Below are 21,527 nucleotides of genomic sequence, written 5' to 3'. Positions count from 1 at the left end.
AGGAAGTCATTTGACTTCCTTTTTCATTTAAAGTACATATAAAGATTACATTTAATCATACCATTATACAGTTTCCTTTTTTTATCAGCTTTTTTTCCGAAGAATCGTTCAAATTCCTCATGAGGAGAAATTATATAACAAGGATTACTGCTGTCAGGATGAAAAACCTGTCCCATAATTTCATATAGCTGTTCGGCTTCTTTAATTTCAAGCATTCTTTCACCGTATGGAGGATTGCATATTGTTATTGCGTTCATTGGCTTGTAATTTGAAATATCCGCCTGCTCAACGGTGATACGTGATTTAACCCCTGCCTTTGCGGAGTTGTCGATAGAAAGTTTTACAGATTCCTCATCAATATCGAATCCGAATGCTTTAAATTCCGCATTTTTATTTACAAGACTGATAGCACGCTTTCTTTCCTCACGCCAGATTTCAGGACTGATGCAGTCCCATTTTTCAGCAGCAAATTTTCTGTTGATGCAAGGAGGAATATTAAGAGCTTTTAAAGCTGATTCAATCAGAAATGTTCCGCTTCCGCAAAACGGATCGCATACAATACTTGAACTTCTGACTCGTGCAAGATCAATAATTCCGGCAGCAAGAGTTTCTTTTATTGGAGCTGCATTGGAATTCTTTCTGTAGCCTCTTTTATGCAGACCAACACCAGAAGTATCAAGATAAATATTAACATTGTTTTTAAGTATGGTGAACTGGATCTGGTGGACAGCGCCGGTTTCTTCAAACCATCCGGTATGATATTTTTCCTTAAGACGCTCTACAGCGGCTTTTTTTATAATGGACTGACAGTCCGGAATACTGTGAAGTTCTGAATTAAGTGAGTGTCCCTTAACAGGGAAAGCATCTTTAATTCCTATGAAGTTTTCAAGGGGAATTTTTTTTACCCCTTGAAAAAGTTCTTCAAAAGTTTCAGCATGAAATTCTGCAAGTTCAATAAGAACACGTTCAGCGGTCTGAAGACAGATATTCGCTCTTGCAACCATATCATATCCGCCTTCAAAGCTTACACGTCCGTCTTTTACTGTAATATTTTCGCCGCCTATTTTTACTGCTTCAAATTTTAAAACGCTTTCCAGTCCGAAATGGCATGGGCATGTTATTTTAAGTTTGCTATTCAAGTTTATTCTCCTTGCTGTTGTGACTCTGGTGCAGCGTCTTCACTGCTGTTGTTGTCAGCGGGTGCTTCCTGTTCGCTGTTTGCTTCTTCAGATGATTCTGAAGATTCAGATGATTCTGCTTCTGAACTGCTTTCTTCCTCTTCTTTTTCCTTTTCAGTTTCTTCCTCTTTTTTAGCTGCAGATGAATGATTCGTACAGTGTGGAGCGTTGCTGGATTTCCAGTATCCGGTGATTCCCTTAGGACAATATGATTCAGCAATAAGTCCTGTTGAGGAACACATAGGAGCAGAAATTACTGTATCACATTCAGGGAAACTGTTGTCAGATTCAATACTGTCAGCGTATTCTCCGATAATATTGTACCATACGCCAGCTGAGGAAAGTCCATGATTAAGTTCGTTTTTTGTATCATAGCCTATCCATACTCCGCTTACGAAATCCTCAGTCAGACCGACGAAGCAAAGGTCGTTCCAGTCTTCAGATGTACCAGTTTTTCCGGCAACAGTTTTGTTTGAAAGCTGTGCTGCTGTACCGGTACCATTTTTAACAACCTCCTGAAGGAGATGATTCATAACGCATGCTGTTTCAGGATCTACAGCTTCATGAGGATTTCCATCATTTTCATAAACTACCGAGCCATCACCCTTTTCAACCTTGCTGATTATATGAGAGCTGCAGTAAGTACCGCCGTTTCCGTAAGGCATATATGCATTTACAAGATTCTGCGGTGAAATACCGTAAGTCAGAGCTCCGATAGTAAGAGGAGCGTATGCAATATCCGTAGCTCCTGTATCTGTAGCATCAACAAGGTCAACATTCAGATTCTGAGTTGCAAAGTTGAATACTGTCTGGGGAGTAAGTTCCTGACAAAGCTGTGCCGGGACAGTATTTCTGGATTGTCTCAGTGCCTCGTAAATAAACATATTTGACCTGCGCCAGATATAGTCATAGTTTTCCGGCCATTCGTCTCCGTCAATTTTAATAGGAGAGTCTTTGTATATACTTCCCCAGTGGATATGATCACTGTAAAGTGCAAGTCCATAGGTGGTGATAGGCTTTATACAGGAACCGGGCTGTCGTTTTGCCATTGTTGCACGGTTGAACGCCAGCGATTCAGTTTTTTCTCCTACGCCGCCTACAATACTTAATATGTTACCGTCATAATCCATTGCAATGAATGCAGACTGCGGAAAAATCTGTTCATATTCTCCGTCATCATCTTCATCCACCCATGTACTGTTTGAATCAGCATCCATCAGATTGTTAAGGTCGCTGTATTTTTCTTCAACATACTGCTGCATATCCCAGTCAATAGTGGTATAAATCTGATATCCGCCGTTGTTAATTCTTTTTATAGCTTCGCTTTCATCAATACCATACTGATCCATTAAGACTGCGGCATATTCTCTCAAAGCAGTATCAACTACCCATGATGTAGCTTTCTGTTCATCCATAAGGGATTCCGCTTCAGATTCCGGATGAGCTTCCTTATATTCATCAGAATCAGTAAATACAAGCTTTTCATTTAATGCATCCTGATACTGGTCATAGGAAATGACGCCGTTTGAATACATATGTGCCAGAACATTTTCCTGACGTTCTCTGTTTGCTTCCTTGCCGGTATTTATCCATTTTCCGTCTTCATCCTCATAGCCTGCGAAGGGGTTAAGGGTTTCCGGACTTTTGGGAATTGCCGCAAGACATGCGGCTTCAGCAATAGAAAGTTCCGATACATCTTTTCCGAAATATTTTATTGACGCCAGCTGAATACCGTTTGTAGGACCGCCGAATCCGATATAGTTCAGATAATTTTCAAGGATCTCATCCTTTGAGTATTTTTTCTCAAGCTGCATAGCTCTGAAAATTTCTCTGATTTTTCTTGAAGGACTCGGATCGTCATCACCCGTAAGGTTTTTAATAAGCTGCTGAGTGATTGTAGAACCGCCCTGCTGGGTATCATATATATGCATAAACATGTTTGCAAAGGCGGCAAATGTACGTTTATAGTCAACACCTTCATGGGAATAAAAACGTTCGTCTTCAATGCTTACGAAGGCATCCCGGACATGCTGAGGAATTTCCTCAATGTCAACCGGAACACGCTGAACGTCATTTTTTACTGCATAAAGCTGGATCAGATCATCACCATCCTGGGCATAAACAATTGTGTTGGCACTGTTTTCCAGCTCTTTAATCGTAACATCTGTGGATTCGTCCATAAATTCCAGAACGTAAACAGTCATTGCGGTAGCAACAATTGTTCCGGTGATAACAACCACAAGGAATATGGAAAGCAAAGTAGTACCTAAAACAGCAAAGATTTTTTTCACAAGCTCAAGCTTTGGATTTTTCTTTTTGCGTGGACCATTTGTTTTTCGCGGTACTTTTTTTGCAGTCGTTCCGGAATTTTTAATATGGGCTGTACCTGCTGTATGCTCATTTGGGCGTTTGCGCATATTTCCGGAAGTATCCGTACTGCTTTTATGTGAGGCATAGACCGAACCGGACTTACCTGTCTGATTTCGTGGTTTACCGGTATATGCCGCATACGGTGAACGGTTCTGACGTTTTTGAGCCGAAGTACCCGTGTTTCCTGAGGATGTACGTGGTTTATTGTCTCTGTTATCTCTGTCCTTCGGGGTTCCCCGTCTGTTATTTTTGTTATCTGTCATCTTGTATTACCTCAATTAAGTTTTGTAATTTTAGTCTCCTTTTGATAAATTCAAATATGTATAATGCGAACATTCATACTTTATTATTATAACACATTTTATGCGATGTGTTAAGTAGTTTTTTAAAAAAATAGATGGAATATTTTCAAAAAATTAGTCAATAATATGGAAAACTAATGAATTTCTGTAAGGAGAAATAAAATGAATAAAAGAGTTACAATAGCAACATTGCTGTCTGGCATGGCAATTTCTATGCTTATCATAATTATCACTGTTGCAAATACAGTAAAGGGACAGAAAAACAGAGCGGAGAAGCTTGCACAGGAAAGCTTTATTACTGAAACTCAGCCTGCGGCAATAGGGTATTACCTGAAGGAATATAACGGCGAACTGGCAGTTTTCCGGGGAGAAAGTGAAACACCTTTCAAAAAGCTGGGAGTATCAGTGAACGTGATGTCAGATTATGACAGGGAACTGCTGGCAGAAGGGATTTATGCAGAAGATGAAAAAACTCTTAATATTCTCATAGAGGATTATACGTCATGATATAAAAAACGCCCGTCTTTAAAAGACGAGCGTTAATTATTTTAAAATTAGCAGATTTTAAAATTAAGCCTTGCCAACAGAACCGAACAGTTCCATCTTTCCCTTTACAGTAGCCTTGATTGCTTCAAATCCCGGAGCCAGAAGCTTTCTTGGGTCAAAGCCCTTGCCCTGCTGATCCTTGCCAGCTTCGATGTACTTTCTTGTTGCATCTGCAAATGAAAGCTGGCATTCTGTGTTAACGTTGATTTTAGCAACGCCCAGTGAAATAGCCTTCTTGATCATGTCTTCCGGAATACCTGTACCGCCGTGAAGAACTAAAGGCATATCGCCGACCTTTTCCTTTACTGCTGCAAGTGTTTCAAATGAAAGACCTGCCCAGTTTTCAGGATACTTGCCGTGAATGTTTCCGATACCTGCTGCAAGCATTGTAACGCCTAAATCTGCAATAGCCTTGCACTCATCAGGATCAGCACATTCGCCCGCACCGATAACACCGTCTTCTTCACCGCCGATTGAACCAACTTCAGCTTCCAGTGAAAGACCAAGAACATTGCATGCATTAACGAGTTCAGTTGTCTTTGCAATATTTTCTTCAATTGCATAATGTGAACCGTCAAACATGATTGAAGAGAAACCTGCATTGATGCATGCCTTAGCACCTTCAAATGAACCATGGTCAAGATGAAGAGCAACAGGAACAGTGATGTTCAGTTCTTCGAGCATGCCATTAACCATGCCTACAACTGTCTTATAGCCGCACATATATTTTCCGGCACCTTCGGATACACCGAGGATAACAGGTGAATTATTTTCCTGAGCTGTAAGAAGAATAGCCTTTGTCCATTCAAGGTTGTTGATATTGAACTGACCTACTGCATATTTGCCTTCTCTTGCCTTATTAAGCATTTCTTTAGCTGATACTAACATTTTACGTCCTCCTGAACATTTTTTAAATATCAATATAGATATTATAACTCATAACCCGAAAAAAAGCAATGGAAAAAGTGAAAAAAATCTGATTTTATTCAATAAGACTGATAAAACAGTCTGCAGCTTGTGAACAATCGAAGTATTCTTCTCCATTTTCATCGGTTTTAAGGCAGTCTTTTATGTCTTTTTGAATATCTTCCTGCTTATCCCTTATATGTTCAAGACTGCCGGAAGCACAGATATAGCTGCTGCCGTCTGAAGTATTTACAGCAAGCATCGCACTGTCTGAATTTTTATCATAATAATTATTGAAATTTTCCTTTGCATAGTCTTCAATTGATTTTTCTCCGGTATCTGAGGTTAAAAACAGGTTAAGACTGTTTTCTCCGGCGGCATCTTTTATTTTGTCATTTATATTTTTTATATCTTCCTTTTCAAGAATATGACTGCGGTCAGTTAAATATTCCGGGAGCTTAAGCTCTGCCGTTTCAAGTACATGTTCTATTGAATCGAAGTATTCTCCTGTTACAAGCCAGGGGGAGATTTCAGCGAAAAGCATTTCAATATCTCCTCCGGTTATGAACATGGAGGGAACTCCCTTGCGGTAAAAATAATCATTTCCCGTATCATTATTTAACAGAAACAGAAATCCGTCTCCGCTGTAAAGTTCATTGTAATATTCTTCGGCATATTCCTCCGGCTTTTTGTCTCCGATATCATCTGATGTTACCACAGCAGCATTTATTTTGAAGGTTTTTGATATCCATGCTGTATATGTATTAAGCTGATCCCATTCAGAGTCATTTAAAATTCCTGCATCATCAAAAACAAAATCAGTTTCTGTATTAATTTCCCTGTCACGGGAGCTTAATTCCTCAGAAGATTCGATGTCATCAGTATTTTCAACAGTTTCAGCTGCTGATGATTCCGCCGGTTCCTTATTTGATTCCTTTATATCCTCACAGCCTGAAAACAGTGCTGCAAAGCAGCAGAGGACTGCAATAAAAGTAAACTTTTTCATATTTTACTCCGTTTCGCTTAGTCTTTTTAATGATTATATAATGTTATGGGAAAAATGTCAACCGGTGATACTTGTAAATGAAATAAAGCTGTTATATAATAGGATACAGGAGGAATAAAAATGGAATATAAAGCAATAAATAATAATATTGAACTTATACAGCCGGATTTCGACCTTGATGAAACACTTGACTGCGGTCAGGCATTCCGGTGGGAGAGGCTTCCATCGGAATATGAATGTACATACAGTGGTTTTTTTCTTGACAGACCGCTGGAAATTTCTCAGGATAAAGGAAAATTTATTTTTCACAATACGTCAGAAAAGGATTTTTTAAATATCTGGAAGGATTATTTTGATCTTGAAACTGATTATGGAAAAATAAAGGGAATACTTTCACAGGATGAAACATTAAAAAAAGCGTGTGAATTTGCCGGAGGAATAAGACTTTTAAAGCAGAACAGCTGGGAATGTCTTTGCTCATTTATAATTTCTCAGAATAATAATATTCCGAGGATAAAAGGCATTATCGCAAGACTGTGTGATCATTACGGACATTTTCCGTCTGCTGCTGAAATGGCACAGGAAACCGTTGATTCTTTAGGATATCTCAGGTCTGGTTTCCGGGCTAAATATCTTATTGATGCGGCACAGAAAACTGCGTCCGGAGAAATTGAGCTTGATAAAATTAAAGAAATGCCTATTGAAGAAGCAAGGAAAGCTCTTATGACTGTTAAAGGAGTAGGTCCTAAGGTGGCGGAATGCGTTTTGCTTTTTGGAATGCATCGTGCAGAAGCTTTTCCGGTTGATGTATGGATAAAGAGAGTTATGGCAGAATATTATCCTGGCGGACTGCCTGAATGTGCTGCCGGAAATGAGGGGATAGCACAGCAGTATCTGTTTCATTATATCAGAAATATGGAAAAATAAAAGAAAACAAAAAGGATATATTATGTTGGGAAATGTTAAAATGTTACAAAATAGTTAAAAACAAGTTACATTTTAGTATTACAGAGAGTAATATTGGTTTTCAACAATCTGTAAAATGGGATTTTACGGAGTTTTCCACTTTTTCCACAGACTTTTCAACAGCTTTTCAAGGAGTTTTCCACCCTTTCCACAGAGTTTTCAACAGTTTTTTAAACGAAAAGCTATTACAGAATGTATATTTATTGAAAAATCGTTAATAATTATTCTGAAATCTGTTTTCGGAGGGCAAAATGATAAAGGGTGTTAATAAAAAAGTATTGGAAATAAACAATCCGCAAAGTATTTATTTTGAAAAGGCTGTGCTGTATTTAAAGCCTAATATGGGCAGCGCACCGGAAAAGCTTATCAGACGTGAAGCTGATGACCTGATCCGCAGTATGAGTCCTAAACCGCCTAGGTACGCCGTTTGGCTGAAAGGTTTTGTGATGGGTGCGGCAATCGTTTCCATTTTGTCGGTAAGCGGGTATTTTATTTTTACAGCAATTTTTTAATTTCCGCTTTATATTACAAAATATTATATAAAATTCTCTTGTAATTTTTTTGTAATAATGTTATAATTAATACTTGTAAACAATTTGTAAAAATATAAGATTTTTGCTGTGAATTTAAAATATTGGAAGTATGAAAATGAATGATAATATAATATATGGGAGAAATCCCGTTCTTGAAGCACTTAAATCAGGTGCAGAAATAGATACAGTATTCTTAAGCGGTCAGGGAGGCTCTCTGGGAAAGATACGGGCTGAAGCCAAAAAGTCAGGTGCGGTTGTAAAGGACGTTACCTCAGGAAGACTTGATCAGCTTACGGACGGTGCGGCTCATCAGGGAGTTGCAGCTTCGGTTGCCTGTGCAGAATATGCGTCTGTTGAGGATATTCTGGAAGTGTCACGCAAAAAAGGTACGGAACCCTTTATAATAATATGTGATGAAATTGAAGATCCCCATAATCTGGGAGCAATTATAAGAACTGCCGAAGCTGCCGGGGCAGACGGAATTATTATACCTAAAAGACGCAGTGCTTCTCTTAATGCTACTGTACATAAAACTTCTGCCGGAGCAGCCAGCTGGCTGCCGGTAGCAAGAGTTTCCAATCTTGCGGCAGCTATAGACAAGCTTAAGGAAAATGGAGTTTGGATTTACGGAACGGATGCTTCCGGTGAAAATTATGACGATACCGACCTGAGAGGAAGCATTGCCCTTGTAATAGGCTCTGAAGGGTTTGGTATGGGCAGACTTATTAAAGAAAAATGTGACTTTCTGCTTAAACTTCCTATGTACGGAAAAATAACATCTTTGAATGCTTCCGTAGCAGCAGGGATTTTTATGTATGAAGCTGTAAGACAAAGAACAAAGAAATAACTGGAGATTGATATAGATGCCTAAAGATTATAATCTTGATGATATATTAAATGAATATTCCGGAAAGTCAAAAGAATATTCGGCTAAAAATAAAACTAAGGTTGCTTCATCTGCTTCAGGCTCATCCGGAAGCTCTTATCAGGATACCGGATTTATTAAAATTCCGGAGAGTGTGAAAAATGCAGATATTACAATTGCATATGACAGAAAAGAATTAAAAGCAGCTGAAAGTGAGACAGAGAAAAGACCGGCGCCAAGCCATCAGTACAGCAAATTTGCTGTATCGGATATAAACAGACCAAACGTGTCATACATAAATTCAGTAAAAGAGGTCTCGGCAAACAAAGCAGATCTTCCGCCAAGACCGACAGATGCCATTGACGGATATGACGGCGCAGTAGTTACAAGACAGTCGTCAGACGAGGAATATGTTCCGAAAGTCCGGAAGATGAGCAATTCTACGAGAGCCAAGGAAATGCGTGCAAAGCGCAGAAAGAAAAAGAAAAAAAATCAGCCGGAATTTACATATCCTATTGAATCTCCGGACGGTATTTATACCCGACCGGAAAAGAAAAAGCGTAAATTTGTAGTAAAACGTGAAGAGGAAAATAAAAATCCGGAGGAAGAAAATAAAAACGATATGGTTGAGCTTTCCAGCGAAATTGATCCGGAGGAGCTTGACGTAAAAATTGCGGATAATAGTGCTGATGACAGCATTTTTGAGGAAAATAAAAGTGATAAAAAGAAAAAAAGAAAAAATAAAGCCTATAACAAAAATCAGTCTATAAAGGATTATGACAGTTTTGAAAATGCAAGAGAAATAAAACATGATATTGCTGATATAAGAAGCAATATTTCTTTCAGAATAATAGTTTTAACTGTTATGGCAGTGGTAAGCATATATCTTGCAGTTGCAGAGGGACTTAAACTTCCTGTTCCGGATATGCTGAGCATAAATCATTCACCTGAAATTTATTCATGGGTACAGCTTATTATTCTTCTGCTTTCAGCAGCGGTTTCTTTTGGTACTGTGAAAAACGGTGTTATAAGTCTTCTGACATTCCGTGCAGACAGCGACAGCTTTGCGGCACTTACGACAATTGCCTCAGCAGTTTCTGCTGCTGTGATTACTCAGGCACCTCAGATGCTTCAGAGCAAAAAAGTATTTATTTATGTTCCTGTAGCTGTTGCGAGTCTTTTGATAAATGCCATAGGAAAACGGCTGATATTAAACAGGGCTGCACTGAATTTTGATTTTATTTCAAAGGATTTCAACAGACATGCTATTGTATGCGTTGAAAACGATGACCGTGCGGAAAGCCTTACAAGAGGTACTATCGGAGATTTCCCGATACTTGTTACCATGAAAAAGACAAATTTTATAAAGGACTTTGCAAAGTATACATATTCTGTTGATACCGGGGATAAATACAGCCGCTTTACTGCACCAGCCGTTTTTATATTTTCACTGTTGTTTTCCGTAGCTATGACGTTCTGGAAAATGAGAACATTAAGTTTGGAATCGGTATGCTTCGGATTTTTTGTTTTTACTCTTTGTGTGTGCGCATGTTCTTGTATAGCAATACCGCTTATAGCTAATATTCCGCTTGAAAAGGCAGCAAAAAAATATGTGAGAAATCATGGCGTTATGCTGGGGTATCAGAGTGTTGACGATTATTATGATACCAATTCCGTAATGATTGATGCCAGTACGCTTTTCCCGACAGGTACTATAAATCTTTGTTCTATCAAGCTCTTTTCCGGAACAAAAATTGATGAGGCATTGATTGAAGCGGCAAGCCTTGCTTCTCATGGAAACAGTATTTTAAAAGAATTGTTCTGTGACATCATTGCCGATAAAAACAAATTACTGAACAAAGTTGAAAATTTTGTGTATGAAGATTCTATGGGACTTTGCGGATGGATCAACAACAGAAGAATTCTTCTGGGCAACCGTGAACTTATGAACAGTCATAATATTGAGGGGATTCCGACAAAAACAAAGGAAAGTGAGTTTACTGAAGGAAACCGTGATGCTCTTTATCTTTCCGTTTCAGGAAATCTTGCGGCAATGTTTATAATCGAAGTTTCTGCAAGTACGGCAGTAAAAAAGTGTATGAAACAGCTTGAGAAAAAGGATATTGCTGTTATAATTAAAAGTGTTGATCCTTTTATTACTATAAACCGGCTTTCAGCATTATTTAATTTTTCGGACGAGCTTTTGAAAATTATTCCTCAGAGAATGGTAAAGGATTTTAATGAGGAAACCAGAAAGGTTAAAAAAATCAGTGCTTCAATGGCGTGTTCAGGGAAATTTACTTCTTTTGTTCAGCTTATTATGGGTACAAAATCTATACGAAAAACTGTTGCGGCTGGTGTGGCAATTCAGTCAGCGTCTGTTTTGCTGGGAATTATAATTGTTGTATTAAACTGTATTATGGGGGCTGTTTCTGAGCTTTCAGCTTCTATGGTTCTGGCATATAATGCTATATGTACCATTATTACCGTGCTGGCAGTTAAAATAAGAAAAATATAAATTGAACTCCGGGTTATTTTTAATCCGGAGTTTTAGTTTACTTAGTTTGCAATGATATCTATGGTATCTGGCTGGACTTTTCTTATGAACAGTGTTATAATAACAGTAAAAATATGTGTATAAATTATCGGATTTGGGTGATAAATAATGAAAAAAATTTTGACAATTGTACTTGCGTTTATAGGAGTTATACTGATTAGTATTGCTTTCAATTCAGATAGTATCGGGATAGCTGTAATAGGTGCTGCCTTCATTGTAATTGTATTAATTAATTCTTTTAAGCATCTTATTCAGTCAGTAAAAAACGCTGTTAAGGTGTTGACTAAAAAATAATACTATGAGGGGGTAAACATGGACGAGAAAGAAAAATATGAACTATATAAATCAAAGATTAAAAAACAAACAAAGCATCTGTTTATAATTAGTCTGACTGCTTTTTTGGTGAACTTTATATTTTCATATAAAGTGTTAATTAATATTATAAATTTCGATGATTTATATCAAGAGATAATCTCACAAATGACAGAAACTTTTTTCGGCGGTAAAATCGGAGTTATAGTGTGGATTTTTTCTGTAATAGCTGTTTTTCTGGCATTGCTTTTGCTGTGCATTCTAAGCTTTGCGGCAATGGTAAAGGCAAAAAAGGATGATTTTCAAAATATTTCAGATTTGCTGATTGTTGGAATGGCTGCTTTTATAATTTCTTATGCAGTGTTTGTGATAGAATTTATTATTGTCATTGATATATTTATATTGATGTGTTTAATTACAATTTTTCTTTTGATACCGCAGATGTGGGAAATATTTGGACCGTTGATTGAGTTGCTTTTTATGCTGATTCCCGGATTAATTGTAGGTATAATATGGTTTATAAAAACTATAGATATTAAAAATACTTTGAAAAATCTGGATTTTTATAAAAATTTGAAATAAAACTATGGCATCCATTGTTGAATATACACAAAAAATACAAACGTATTTAATAATATGTGTAGAATATTTCCTGAATGGTTGAAAAAATAAATAAAACAGAGTATAATATTAAATGTGTTATTGTATAATTTGATAAAAGGAGATACACGATTATGAAACGTATAAAAAACATAGCACTTGCAGGACACAACGGTTCAGGAAAAACAGCTCTTGCTGAAGGTTTGCTCTTTAAGGCAAAGGCTACTGAAAAGCTCGGAAAGTCTGCTGACGGAACAGCATTATTGGATTTTGATCCTGAGGAAATTAAAAGAAAAATTTCTATAAACAGCACTCTTGCTTCCTTCGATTATGAGGATAATAAAGTTAATATTATTGATACTCCCGGGATTTTTGACTTTGCTGGTGAAATGATTGAGGGTATATGTGCTTCTGATACAGTTATGATAACAGTATCAGCTAAATCCGGTGTAAAAGTCGGTACCAAAAAAGCATATCGGGAAGCTGTTAAATATAAAAAATCAAAAATGTTTGTAATTACAAAAATAGACGATGAAAATGCAAACTTTTATAATGTTCTTACCGAATTGAAAACAGTTTTTGGTCCTACTGTATGCCCGGTTGTTGTACCGGTAATTGAAAATGAAAAAATTGTTTCATATGTAAATCTTATAGAAATGAAGGCTTACAAATATGATGCAAACGGAAATACTGTGGAAACCGATTTGCCGGAAGCAGAAAAGACTGAAAAAATGATTTATCGTATCGACGGTCTTAGAGAAGCTGTAAGCGAAGCGGTTGCTGAGACGGATGAAGCTCTTATGGAGAAGTTCTTTGAGGGTGAACCGTTTACTCAGAAGGAGCTTATTGACGGTATACATAACGGAATGAATAAGGGGGTTATTACTCCTGTAGTCTGCGTTTCTTCTGAGGATCTTGCCGGAATTGACATGCTGTTAAAGGAAATTAATCTTCTTGTACCTTCAGCAGATGAAGCTGAACCGGCTGAAGCTTTGTGCAATGATGATTTCGTTAAAATTGAATGCAGTCCAAAACAGCCGCTGTCAGCTTTTGTATTCAAAACAGTTGTTGATCCGTTTGCCGGAAAAATGTCTTATATTAAGGTGATATCAGGCGTTTTAAAATCAGATTCTGCTGTTTTCAATTCTTCTACAGGGGAAAATGAAAAAATCGGAAAGCTTTATTTTATGTCGGGCAGGCAGCAGACTGAAACTTCTCAGGCAGAAGCCGGAGATATTGTGGTAGCTGTTAAAATAAATGCGTCTACTTCAGATACTTTATGTGACCCGGCAAGAAAAGTAACATTTGAAAAAATTGATTTTCCTGTTCCTTGTTACTCTATGGCAGTCTGCACCGGTCAGGGTGACGAAAGCAAGATCTCTTCCGGAATACAGCGTATTTTAGACGAGGACAAAACACTTAAATACGAACAGAACGAGGGAACTAAGGAACAGATTTTAAGCGGTCTGGGCGAGCAGCATCTTGAAGTAACTGCGGCAAGACTGAAAAATAAATTCGGCGTTGATATAAGTCTTAAAGAACCGAAAATTGCGTATAAGGAAACTATACGCAAAAAGGTCAAGGCAGAAGGCAAGTATAAAAAACAAACCGGCGGACACGGACAGTACGGTCATGTATGGATTGAATTTGAACCATGCGTAAGTGATTCGCTGGTATTTGAGGAAAAGGTGTTTGGCGGAGCAGTACCGAGAAATTATTTCCCGGCTGTAGAAAAGGGATTGCAGGAAGCAGTAAAGAAAGGCGTACTGGCAGGCTGTCCGGTGGTTGGTCTGAAAGCAATTCTTGTTGACGGTTCATATCATCCTGTTGATTCCTCAGAAATGGCATTCAAAACTGCTGCTTCTCTGGCATATAAGGAGGGTCTTAAGCAGGCTGATCCGGTAATGCTGGAACCTATCGGAAGTCTTAAGGTTACTGTTCCTGATGAAAATACCGGAGATGTTATGGGTGACCTGAATAAGAGAAGGGGAAGAGTCCTCGGCATGGAACCGACGGAGGACGGAATGACGGAAATTTCAGCAGAAGTTCCGATGAGAGAAATGCACAGCTTTACTATGTATTTAAGACAGGTCACAAGAGGTATGGGAAGCTTTGTATTTGATTTTCTGAGATATGAACAGCTTCCGGCAAATCTTCTGACTGAAGTAATTGCGGCAAATGCCGGTGAATAATATAACAAAAGGGAAGTCTGAACGACTTCCCTTTTTAGTTTGTCCACCCTGCTCAGTAAAGAACAGGGTAATTTTTTAATCATCTTCATTAGATTCTTCGTTATATTTTTGAGTTTTATAATTATAATAAATTCTATGTTCGTTATCGTCTTTATCCAGATACTGTATTGTCATAATGTCCGGTTCCATATTTTCATATTCGGTTATATCCCTGACATAATATATATTATTTCTGCGCAGTCCCTCTTTTCCAGAGGTTTCTCCGGGTTTTACTAAAACGACATCTTCATCTCCGTCTTCGTATGCATCGTCGTCCCCGAATTCAGCATCCATAAATACATAATCTACATCCCAATCCTCCGGGTAATCTTCATCATAATCATATTTTTCAAGATCAGCTTTTGTGATGCCGTCTTTTAATTTCATTCGTATTTGTAAATATGTTATGGTGTACTTGGAATCATTTGTAAACCAGCACATCATCTCTCTGTCACCATCGTTAATCTCTTCTTCAATGGATATGTCTAAATCAGTGATTTTTATAGGAGTGGTATCGCTGGATGTACCGGAACAACCTGTCAAATTAAAAACCATAATAAAAAGCAATAACCATCTTGATATTTTTTTCATTTCTCTAATTCCTCCGTTTATAAATATTTTATTACATCTTTCCATCATATAGAATGGATTACTTGTATATAATACCATTTATAGAATTGAATGTCAACATAAATCCAATCTATATGATAGAATTTTGTTATAATAAACAAAATGAGGAGTATAAAATAATGGCTTTTTACCAAAGATTGAAGGATTTAAAAGAGGATGCTGATTTGACTCAGAAAGATGTGGCAGATATAATTGGTGTATCAATTAATCATTATGGTAAATATGAGAGAGGTGAAACTGATATTCCCTTTGAAAAAGCCTTAAAGCTTGCCGAATATTATAATGTTTCTCTTGATTATATCGCTGGAAGGACAAATAAAAAATATAATTTCAATGAATTACCAAAGGATTCTTCATATTTTCTAGCACTGTATAATCGATTAACATCAGAAAATAAATCTCGTATTGAGGAGCGTATGCTTGAAATGTTAGAAAAGCAAAAATAAAGGGACTGTTACCAGTCCCTTTCAGTCTTTCCAACCCTGTTCAGTGAAGAACAGGGTGATTTTTTAATCATCTTTTTAGCTTAGCTCAAACATTCCAGTATACAGACTGTAATAACGGCCCTTTGCTGCTATAAGCTCGTCATGATTACCTCTTTCAATTATTCTTCCGTTTTCCATAACCATTATAGCATGAGAATTTCTGACAGTTGAAAGTCTGTGAGCGATAACAAAAACTGTTCTTCCTTCCATAAGACGATCCATGCCTTTTTCTATAAGTGCTTCGGTTCTGGTGTCAATAGAGCTTGTGGCTTCATCAAGAATCAGTACCGGCGGATCGGCTACTGCGGCTCTTGCAATGGCAAGCAGCTGACGCTGTCCCTGACTTAAATTTCCTCCGTCTCCTGTGATTACAGTATTATATCCGTCAGGAAGATGCTTTATAAATGAATGGGCATTTGCAAGCTTTGCAGCAGCTATTACCTGTTCATCTGTTGCTTCAAGATACCCGTAGCGGATATTGTCCATTATAGTACCTGTAAAAAGATGCGTATCCTGAAGCACCATCGAAAGGGAACGTCTTAAATCAGCTTTTTTTATTTTGTTTATATTGATATCGTCATATCGTATTTTTCCGTCCGGAACATCATAAAACCTGTTTATAAGGTTTGTAATAGTAGTTTTTCCTGCACCTGTAGAACCTACAAATGCAATTTTTTGTCCCGGCTTTGCATAAAGCGTGATACCGTTTAATACAATTTTGTTTTCATTGTATCCGAATATAACATTATCAAATGTGACCTTCCCCATAAGTCTTGTATAGGTTGTTGTACCGTCATGGTGAGGATGCTTCCATGCCCATATTCCGGTATGTTCCGGCGTTTCTGTGATATTTCCGTTATTATCAATATTTGCATTTACAAGTGTTACATATCCATTATCAATTTCAGGTTCTTCATCAATCAGGTCAAATATACGCTCAGCTCCGGCAAGTGCTGTCAGAACGGCATTGAATTGCTGGGATATCTGAGTCAGTGGCGATGAAAACTGTCTTGTGTAAATCAGGAAAGTTGCTGCTGTACCAAGAGAGATGAATCCCATTACGGCTATAACACCTCCTGCAATAGCAGTGAGTGCATAGTGAATATAAGACAGATTATTCATTACTGGCATTAGAATATTTGCAAACGTATTAGCATTTGTGGATGCTTTCCTGAGAGTTTCATTTATTTGAGCAAATTCATCTTTGGTTTCTTTTTCGTGGCAGAAAACTTTTACAACCTTCTGTCCTTCAATAAGTTCTTCGATATATCCGTTTACCTGACCAATAGCCTTTTGCTGTTCTTTGAAATATGCACCGCTTTTGCCGCCGATTTTTTTTATTACAAAAATCATAACTGCCATCATTGCAATAACAAGAATTGTAAGCTGCCAGCTTAAAACCAGCATCATTGAAAAAATTCCTATTACTGTAATCATAGAAGATATAAACTGTGAAATACTGTTTGTGAGCATTTCTCTTATGGCATCGGTATCGTTTGTATAGCGGCTCATGATTTCCCCGTGAGTATGAGTATCAAAATACTTTATAGGAAGTGATTCCATTTTTTTAAACATATCTATACGTATTTTATATAGAGTCTTTGTAGAAATATTAAGCATCATTCTGCTGAACAGCCATGAGGCAAGAGCACCGCAGATATATATAATACTCATTATTATGAGCATTGTGATAAACTTTGAAAGATCCGGAGATTTCTGACCGATGTAAGGTTCAATAAAATTATCAATTATTGGTCTTAGCATATAAGTTCCGGCAACAGAGGCTCCGGCACTTATGATTATTCCGAAAAATACTATTGCCAGCTGAAACTCAAGCCCTTTCATGTAGCTGAAAATTCTTTTAAGTGTTGTAAAAGCATTTTTTGGCTTTGCTGTACCTTTTATCTGATTTCCAGGTCTTGGCATTACTGCTCACTTCCTTTCTGCTGAGATATATAAACTTCCCGGTAGATACTATTGCTTTTCATTAATTCATCATGAGTTCCTATTCCATTAATATGACCATCATCCATAACTATAATCTTATCAGCTTCACAGACGGACGAAATTCTCTGGGCTATTATAATTGTAGTAGTATTTGTAAGCTTTTCCCTGAAAGCCTGACGTATTTTACTGTCTGTGGCAGTATCAACTGCGCTGGTGGAGTCGTCAAGAATTATTATCTTAGGTTTTTTCAGTAAGGCTCTTGCAATACACAATCTTTGCTTCTGACCGCCTGATACATTTACACCGCCTTGTCCCAGATCAGTGTCATACCCATCCGGAAAGGAGGAAATAAATTCATGCGCCTGAGCGGATTTGCATGCTTCAATTATTTCGTCATCAGAAGCATTCTTATCTCCCCAGCGGAGATTTTCCTTTATAGTTCCGGAAAAAAGAACATTGTTTTGCAATACCATAGATACCTGATTTCTGAGAGTTTCCAGTTTATATTCCCGGACATTATGTCCTCCTACAATCACTTCTCCTGCTGACGCATCATAAAGTCTTGGAATAAGCTGAACCAGAGATGTTTTGGAAGAACCTGTCCCTCCGATTATCCCTACAGTTTCTCCGGATTTTATTTCCAGATTAATATTATCAAGTGCAAAGTTATCAGGTGAATCAGTATAACTGAAGCTTACATTTCTGAATATTATAGAACCGTTTTCAACATCCGGATCTCCGTTATTTCCGTCAGTAATATCAGACTGTTCATCAAGAACTTCTACAATACGGGTTACAGAAGCTTTTGAAATAACGCACATAATAAAAATAAATGAAATCATCATAAGGGACATCAGAATCTGAGTTACATATGAAATAAAGCTTGAAAGCTGACCTGTTTCCATATTTCCTTTGATGATCATGTTCCCACCAAACCATATAATAGCAACAATACTTGCATACATTGTAAATTGCATTATAGGATTATTTAAAATTACAAGTTTTTCTGCAAAAAGCTGAGCCTTTCTGACATCGTCTGCTGAGGCTTCAAATTTTTTGTTTTCGTGCCTTTCTCTTACAAATGCTTTTACAACACGTATGCCGATAAGATTTTCCTGTACTGATGCATTCATGCTGTCATATTTTTTCAGCATTCGTTGAAATCTCGGGTGTGCATGTGAGCCTATAAGATACAGAGCAATACCCAGAAACGGAATAGCAATAAAGAAAATCACTGAAAGTTTCAGATTTATCAGCATAGCCATAATAGTCGCGCCAATCATCAGCATAGGTGCTCTTACAGCAGTTCTGATAACCATCATGAATGCGTTCTGAGTATTTGTAACATCGGTTGTCAGCCTTGTGACCAGAGAAGCAGTACTGAATTTATCAACATTTTTGAATGAAAAATCCTGAACTTTGTCAAACAGCTTCTGCCTTATATTTTTTGCAAAACCCATACCGGCAGCAGCCGCAAATTTTCCGGCGAGAGCACCGAACATCAGTGAAAAGGCTGCCATTATGAACATCAGTCCGCCCATTTTCAGTATATAGGGTATTCCTCCGTTTCCGTTTATGCCTACATCAAGAATCCTTCCCATTACAAATGGAATGAGAATTTCCATGAGAACTTCTCCGATAATTGTAACAGGAGTTAAAATTACATACTTTTTGTATTCCCCGATAAACGGAGTTAGTTTTTTGATCATATTTTTTGATTCCTCCTTGCAATTGCTTTATTTGATGTTTAAAATTAAGGCAGACATGGAAATGTGTCTGCCATAAATACTTATTTATTTTGATTCATATATTCATCAAGGTAATCTTCATAATTATAATCTGTACTGTTGTATGCTTCTTCCAGATCGTCAAGATATCCCTGGAAAATATCCTCAATATCTTCCGGACGATGTCCGTTTTCGCCTTTCTCATCAGGTTCATCCGGCGTACCGTAAATTACTGAAACCAGATAAATTTCATCATTATAGTCATACTGACAGTTTAAGCTTACATCAGAAAAGCTGGTATGATTTTTATCTGTCAGAAATTTAATGCTTACAGAGCCGAAATTTCCGGCACTTTTGAAAATTGTTCTTGTATCCAGAACTGATGGATCAAATTGAACAGAATATTTTTCCGGAAATTCCTTACTGTCATTATCGGAAATATCAATTGATTTTATAATCGGTGTTTCTGATTCAGTATTCACAATTTCCTCACTGCACAGTGATGCAATTATTTCACGGTACTGCTGTGCCATGTTCTCATAATCAAAATCAGTCCACTGAGCGTCTTTTTCTTCCGGTATAAAAAAAGTAGCGGAAGAAACCACTGTATATTTATCATTGCGGTAGAATTTCAAAGCACCTGTAAAGTCATACTGCATAAATGCACAGTCTTCATCCATTCGGGAAGCTTCAGTAAGCGTCTGAGCGTCTGACGCTGTTTTTGAAATCTGTATATAGTAATCGTCATCCAGAGCAGTTTCTGAAATATAGTTTCTGAAATCCTTGAATACTGCTTCCTTATCTGCTGAATCGTCTGAACAGGAACATAGGGAAAGACATAAAATCAAGGAAGAAAATACAGCAAAAATTTTTTTCATTTTATGGTTCCTCACAATTTGTTATTGCCCCGGTAGGACATGCCGCATAGCATGTACCGCAGCCGGTACATTTATTATAATCAATAACAGCGTGGAAGTCAACAACTTTAACAGCTTCTGCAAGGCATTTCTTTTCGCATATTTTACATCCTATACAACCGTTGGCGCATGACTGCTTTGTAATTTTTCCGTTATCCTTTGAGGAACATTTCACATCTATATGCTTTGCAACGGGCTTTATTGAAATAAGATTATTTGGACAGACTTTTACACATTTTCCGCATGCACCGCATACTCCGGTAACTTCTGCAACGCCATTTAAAATTGTTATAGCATGTTCATCACATACATTTACGCAGTCACCATAACCCAGACAGCCGTATGTACAGGTTTTTGAACCGCCGTAAAGTCTTTTTGCGGCAGCACAGCTCTGAATACCGTCAAATACAAATCTTGTTTTAACGGCATCACAGTTTCCCTGACAGTGAACAACAGCAGTTTCAGGTGTTATCTCCAAAGCTTCTGTTCCCAGTATGCCGCTGATTTTCAGGCTTACTTCTGCTCCGCCGGGTTTGCAGAGATTTGAGGGTGCCCCTTTCTGAACTATAGCGTTTGCATAGTCGGAACAGCCTGCAAAGCCGCATGCTCCGCAGTTTGCCTGCGGCAGAGCATCTGATATCTGTTCGATTCTTTCATCGGTTTTTACATAGAAAATTTTTGAAGCCGCAGTCAGGAGAATTCCGGCAAGAAGTCCCAGCACTGCAAAAATCAGTATTGGTACAAAATAGGTTTCAAACATTTAAAATCCTCCTTTTTCAGCTTATAAGTCCTGAGAAAGCCATAAAGCTTAAGGACACTATTGATGCGGCAATGAGAGTTGACGGAATACCCTTGAAGGTTTCCGGAATATCTGCATATTCAAGCTTTGAGCGTACTCCGGAAAACAAAATAAGTGCAAGAGAAAATCCTATTCCGGCGCATACTGCGTTTACAATGGATTCAAGGAATGTATACCCATTGTCAATATTCAACAGAGTAACTCCGAGTACGGCACAGTTTGTTGTGATCAGCGGAAGATAAACCCCCAGCGCATTATAAAGCGGCGGCATTACCTTTTTGAGAATGATTTCAACAAGCTGAACGAAAAGTGCAATAATCAGGATAAATGCTACAGTATTTAAAAATTCAAGATTGTTAGGCTTTAATATGAGCGAGTAAACCGGGTATGTAACAGCCGTGGCACAGGTCATAACGAATATTACTGCTGCACCCATACCCAGACTTGAGGAAAGCTTTTTAGAAACTCCTAAGAATGGGCAGATACCCATAAATTTTGAAAGGACGAAGTTGTCAACCAGTATGGCAGACAGCATTATAATAAAAATATTTTTCATTATTCTCCTCCCTTTCTTCCGGCACAGTTTTCGGCGTTCGGGCATCCGGCACAGCCGATTTTCTGCGGCGGTTTTTTACCGGCAATTTTGTTGA

At 37.7% G+C, this 21,527-nt stretch carries 19 protein-coding genes; 9 read left to right on the top strand and 10 right to left on the bottom strand.

The window, feature by feature from the left end:
- Window positions 1–23 precede the first annotated feature (23 nt).
- On the bottom strand, window positions 24–1,139 hold the full coding sequence (locus tag ACI4WO_RS08335) for a THUMP domain-containing class I SAM-dependent RNA methyltransferase (protein WP_439807099.1): 1,116 nt from the start codon (window positions 1,137–1,139) through the stop codon (window positions 24–26).
- 2 nt (window positions 1,140–1,141) lie between these two features.
- Entirely contained in the window at window positions 1,142–3,811 is a 2,670-nt protein-coding gene (locus ACI4WO_RS08330) for a transglycosylase domain-containing protein (RefSeq protein ID WP_439807098.1), read from the bottom strand.
- Window positions 3,812–4,012: 201 nt separating this feature from the next.
- Here ACI4WO_RS08330 and ACI4WO_RS08325 point away from each other — a divergent pair, with 201 nt between their 5' ends.
- The gene (locus tag ACI4WO_RS08325; protein WP_439807097.1) at window positions 4,013–4,357 is read left to right on the top strand and encodes a hypothetical protein; all 345 of its coding nucleotides are present in this window, start codon (window positions 4,013–4,015) and stop codon (window positions 4,355–4,357) included.
- A 63-nt stretch (window positions 4,358–4,420) separates the two neighbouring features.
- Here ACI4WO_RS08325 and fba read toward each other — a convergent pair whose 3' ends face one another.
- Entirely contained in the window at window positions 4,421–5,284 is an 864-nt protein-coding gene (gene fba / locus ACI4WO_RS08320; RefSeq protein ID WP_439807096.1) for a class II fructose-1,6-bisphosphate aldolase, read from the bottom strand.
- A gap of 94 nt (window positions 5,285–5,378) precedes the next feature.
- Entirely contained in the window at window positions 5,379–6,308 is a 930-nt protein-coding gene (locus tag ACI4WO_RS08315; protein ID WP_439807095.1) for a TPM domain-containing protein, read from the bottom strand.
- Window positions 6,309–6,428: 120 nt separating this feature from the next.
- Here ACI4WO_RS08315 and ACI4WO_RS08310 point away from each other — a divergent pair, with 120 nt between their 5' ends.
- The 7 genes from ACI4WO_RS08310 (at window position 6,429) to ACI4WO_RS08280 (ending at window position 14,333) form a co-directional block, all read left to right on the top strand.
- On the top strand, window positions 6,429–7,235 hold the full coding sequence (locus ACI4WO_RS08310) for a DNA-3-methyladenine glycosylase family protein (RefSeq protein WP_439807094.1): 807 nt from the start codon (window positions 6,429–6,431) through the stop codon (window positions 7,233–7,235).
- A 290-nt stretch (window positions 7,236–7,525) separates the two neighbouring features.
- The gene (locus tag ACI4WO_RS08305) at window positions 7,526–7,786 is read left to right on the top strand and encodes a hypothetical protein (RefSeq protein WP_439807093.1); all 261 of its coding nucleotides are present in this window, start codon (window positions 7,526–7,528) and stop codon (window positions 7,784–7,786) included.
- Between the two features lie 136 nt (window positions 7,787–7,922).
- Window positions 7,923–8,654, top strand: a complete 732-nt coding sequence (rlmB, locus tag ACI4WO_RS08300; protein ID WP_439807092.1) for a 23S rRNA (guanosine(2251)-2'-O)-methyltransferase RlmB — start codon at window positions 7,923–7,925, stop codon at window positions 8,652–8,654.
- 16 nt (window positions 8,655–8,670) lie between these two features.
- Entirely contained in the window at window positions 8,671–11,190 is a 2,520-nt protein-coding gene (locus tag ACI4WO_RS08295) for a hypothetical protein (protein WP_439807091.1), read from the top strand.
- A gap of 147 nt (window positions 11,191–11,337) precedes the next feature.
- The gene (locus ACI4WO_RS08290; RefSeq protein ID WP_439807090.1) at window positions 11,338–11,523 is read left to right on the top strand and encodes a hypothetical protein; all 186 of its coding nucleotides are present in this window, start codon (window positions 11,338–11,340) and stop codon (window positions 11,521–11,523) included.
- Window positions 11,524–11,709: 186 nt separating this feature from the next.
- Window positions 11,710–12,123, top strand: a complete 414-nt coding sequence (locus ACI4WO_RS08285; protein ID WP_439807089.1) for a hypothetical protein — start codon at window positions 11,710–11,712, stop codon at window positions 12,121–12,123.
- A 152-nt stretch (window positions 12,124–12,275) separates the two neighbouring features.
- Window positions 12,276–14,333, top strand: coding sequence for an elongation factor G (locus ACI4WO_RS08280; RefSeq protein WP_439807088.1), 2,058 nt, complete (start codon window positions 12,276–12,278; stop codon window positions 14,331–14,333).
- Between the two features lie 75 nt (window positions 14,334–14,408).
- On the opposite strand, the gene ACI4WO_RS08275 is transcribed toward ACI4WO_RS08280, so the two are convergent.
- On the bottom strand, window positions 14,409–14,963 hold the full coding sequence (locus ACI4WO_RS08275) for a hypothetical protein (protein WP_439807087.1): 555 nt from the start codon (window positions 14,961–14,963) through the stop codon (window positions 14,409–14,411).
- 158 nt (window positions 14,964–15,121) lie between these two features.
- Here ACI4WO_RS08275 and ACI4WO_RS08270 point away from each other — a divergent pair, with 158 nt between their 5' ends.
- Window positions 15,122–15,448 carry a helix-turn-helix domain-containing protein gene (locus ACI4WO_RS08270; RefSeq protein WP_439807086.1) on the top strand — a complete coding sequence of 109 codons (327 nt, stop codon included), beginning with the start codon at window positions 15,122–15,124 and terminating at the stop codon, window positions 15,446–15,448.
- Window positions 15,449–15,523: 75 nt separating this feature from the next.
- On the opposite strand, the gene ACI4WO_RS08265 is transcribed toward ACI4WO_RS08270, so the two are convergent.
- From ACI4WO_RS08265 to ACI4WO_RS08245, 5 genes are all read right to left on the bottom strand, one after another.
- Window positions 15,524–17,413, bottom strand: a complete 1,890-nt coding sequence (locus ACI4WO_RS08265) for an ABC transporter ATP-binding protein (protein WP_439807085.1) — start codon at window positions 17,411–17,413, stop codon at window positions 15,524–15,526.
- Entirely contained in the window at window positions 17,413–19,143 is a 1,731-nt protein-coding gene (locus ACI4WO_RS08260) for an ABC transporter ATP-binding protein (protein ID WP_439807084.1), read from the bottom strand. Before ACI4WO_RS08260 ends, ACI4WO_RS08265 begins: the two co-directional genes overlap by 1 nt.
- An 80-nt stretch (window positions 19,144–19,223) precedes the next feature.
- The gene (locus ACI4WO_RS08255; protein ID WP_439807083.1) at window positions 19,224–20,039 is read right to left on the bottom strand and encodes a hypothetical protein; all 816 of its coding nucleotides are present in this window, start codon (window positions 20,037–20,039) and stop codon (window positions 19,224–19,226) included.
- Window position 20,040: 1 nt separating this feature from the next.
- Window positions 20,041–20,838 (bottom strand): RnfABCDGE type electron transport complex subunit B, encoded by a 798-nt coding sequence (locus ACI4WO_RS08250; RefSeq protein WP_439807082.1) that lies wholly within the window; start codon window positions 20,836–20,838, stop codon window positions 20,041–20,043.
- A gap of 16 nt (window positions 20,839–20,854) precedes the next feature.
- On the bottom strand, window positions 20,855–21,433 hold the full coding sequence (locus ACI4WO_RS08245) for an electron transport complex protein RnfA (RefSeq protein WP_439807081.1): 579 nt from the start codon (window positions 21,431–21,433) through the stop codon (window positions 20,855–20,857).
- Window positions 21,434–21,527: the final 94 nt, after the last annotated feature.

Origin of the sequence: Porcipelethomonas sp., from assembly GCF_051893655.1 — a bacterium.
Taxonomy (GTDB): Bacteria; Bacillota; Clostridia; order Oscillospirales; family Ruminococcaceae; genus Porcipelethomonas.
This window is presented reverse-complemented; position numbering and strand designations above follow the sequence as displayed.

Coding starts and splice junctions, on each gene's coding strand:
- ACI4WO_RS08330 (WP_439807098.1), bottom strand. CDS start 3,811: ATGACAGATAACAAAAATAACAGACGGGGAACCCCGAAGGACAGAGAT.
- ACI4WO_RS08325 (WP_439807097.1), top strand. CDS start 4,013: ATGAATAAAAGAGTTACAATAGCAACATTGCTGTCTGGCATGGCAATT.
- fba (WP_439807096.1), bottom strand. CDS start 5,284: ATGTTAGTATCAGCTAAAGAAATGCTTAATAAGGCAAGAGAAGGCAAA.
- ACI4WO_RS08315 (WP_439807095.1), bottom strand. CDS start 6,308: ATGAAAAAGTTTACTTTTATTGCAGTCCTCTGCTGCTTTGCAGCACTG.
- ACI4WO_RS08310 (WP_439807094.1), top strand. CDS start 6,429: ATGGAATATAAAGCAATAAATAATAATATTGAACTTATACAGCCGGAT.
- ACI4WO_RS08305 (WP_439807093.1), top strand. CDS start 7,526: ATGATAAAGGGTGTTAATAAAAAAGTATTGGAAATAAACAATCCGCAA.
- rlmB (WP_439807092.1), top strand. CDS start 7,923: ATGAATGATAATATAATATATGGGAGAAATCCCGTTCTTGAAGCACTT.
- ACI4WO_RS08295 (WP_439807091.1), top strand. CDS start 8,671: ATGCCTAAAGATTATAATCTTGATGATATATTAAATGAATATTCCGGA.
- ACI4WO_RS08290 (WP_439807090.1), top strand. CDS start 11,338: ATGAAAAAAATTTTGACAATTGTACTTGCGTTTATAGGAGTTATACTG.
- ACI4WO_RS08285 (WP_439807089.1), top strand. CDS start 11,710: ATGACAGAAACTTTTTTCGGCGGTAAAATCGGAGTTATAGTGTGGATT.
- ACI4WO_RS08280 (WP_439807088.1), top strand. CDS start 12,276: ATGAAACGTATAAAAAACATAGCACTTGCAGGACACAACGGTTCAGGA.
- ACI4WO_RS08275 (WP_439807087.1), bottom strand. CDS start 14,963: ATGAAAAAAATATCAAGATGGTTATTGCTTTTTATTATGGTTTTTAAT.
- ACI4WO_RS08270 (WP_439807086.1), top strand. CDS start 15,122: ATGGCTTTTTACCAAAGATTGAAGGATTTAAAAGAGGATGCTGATTTG.
- ACI4WO_RS08265 (WP_439807085.1), bottom strand. CDS start 17,413: ATGCCAAGACCTGGAAATCAGATAAAAGGTACAGCAAAGCCAAAAAAT.
- ACI4WO_RS08260 (WP_439807084.1), bottom strand. CDS start 19,143: ATGATCAAAAAACTAACTCCGTTTATCGGGGAATACAAAAAGTATGTA.
- ACI4WO_RS08255 (WP_439807083.1), bottom strand. CDS start 20,039: ATGAAAAAAATTTTTGCTGTATTTTCTTCCTTGATTTTATGTCTTTCC.
- ACI4WO_RS08250 (WP_439807082.1), bottom strand. CDS start 20,838: ATGTTTGAAACCTATTTTGTACCAATACTGATTTTTGCAGTGCTGGGA.
- ACI4WO_RS08245 (WP_439807081.1), bottom strand. CDS start 21,433: ATGAAAAATATTTTTATTATAATGCTGTCTGCCATACTGGTTGACAAC.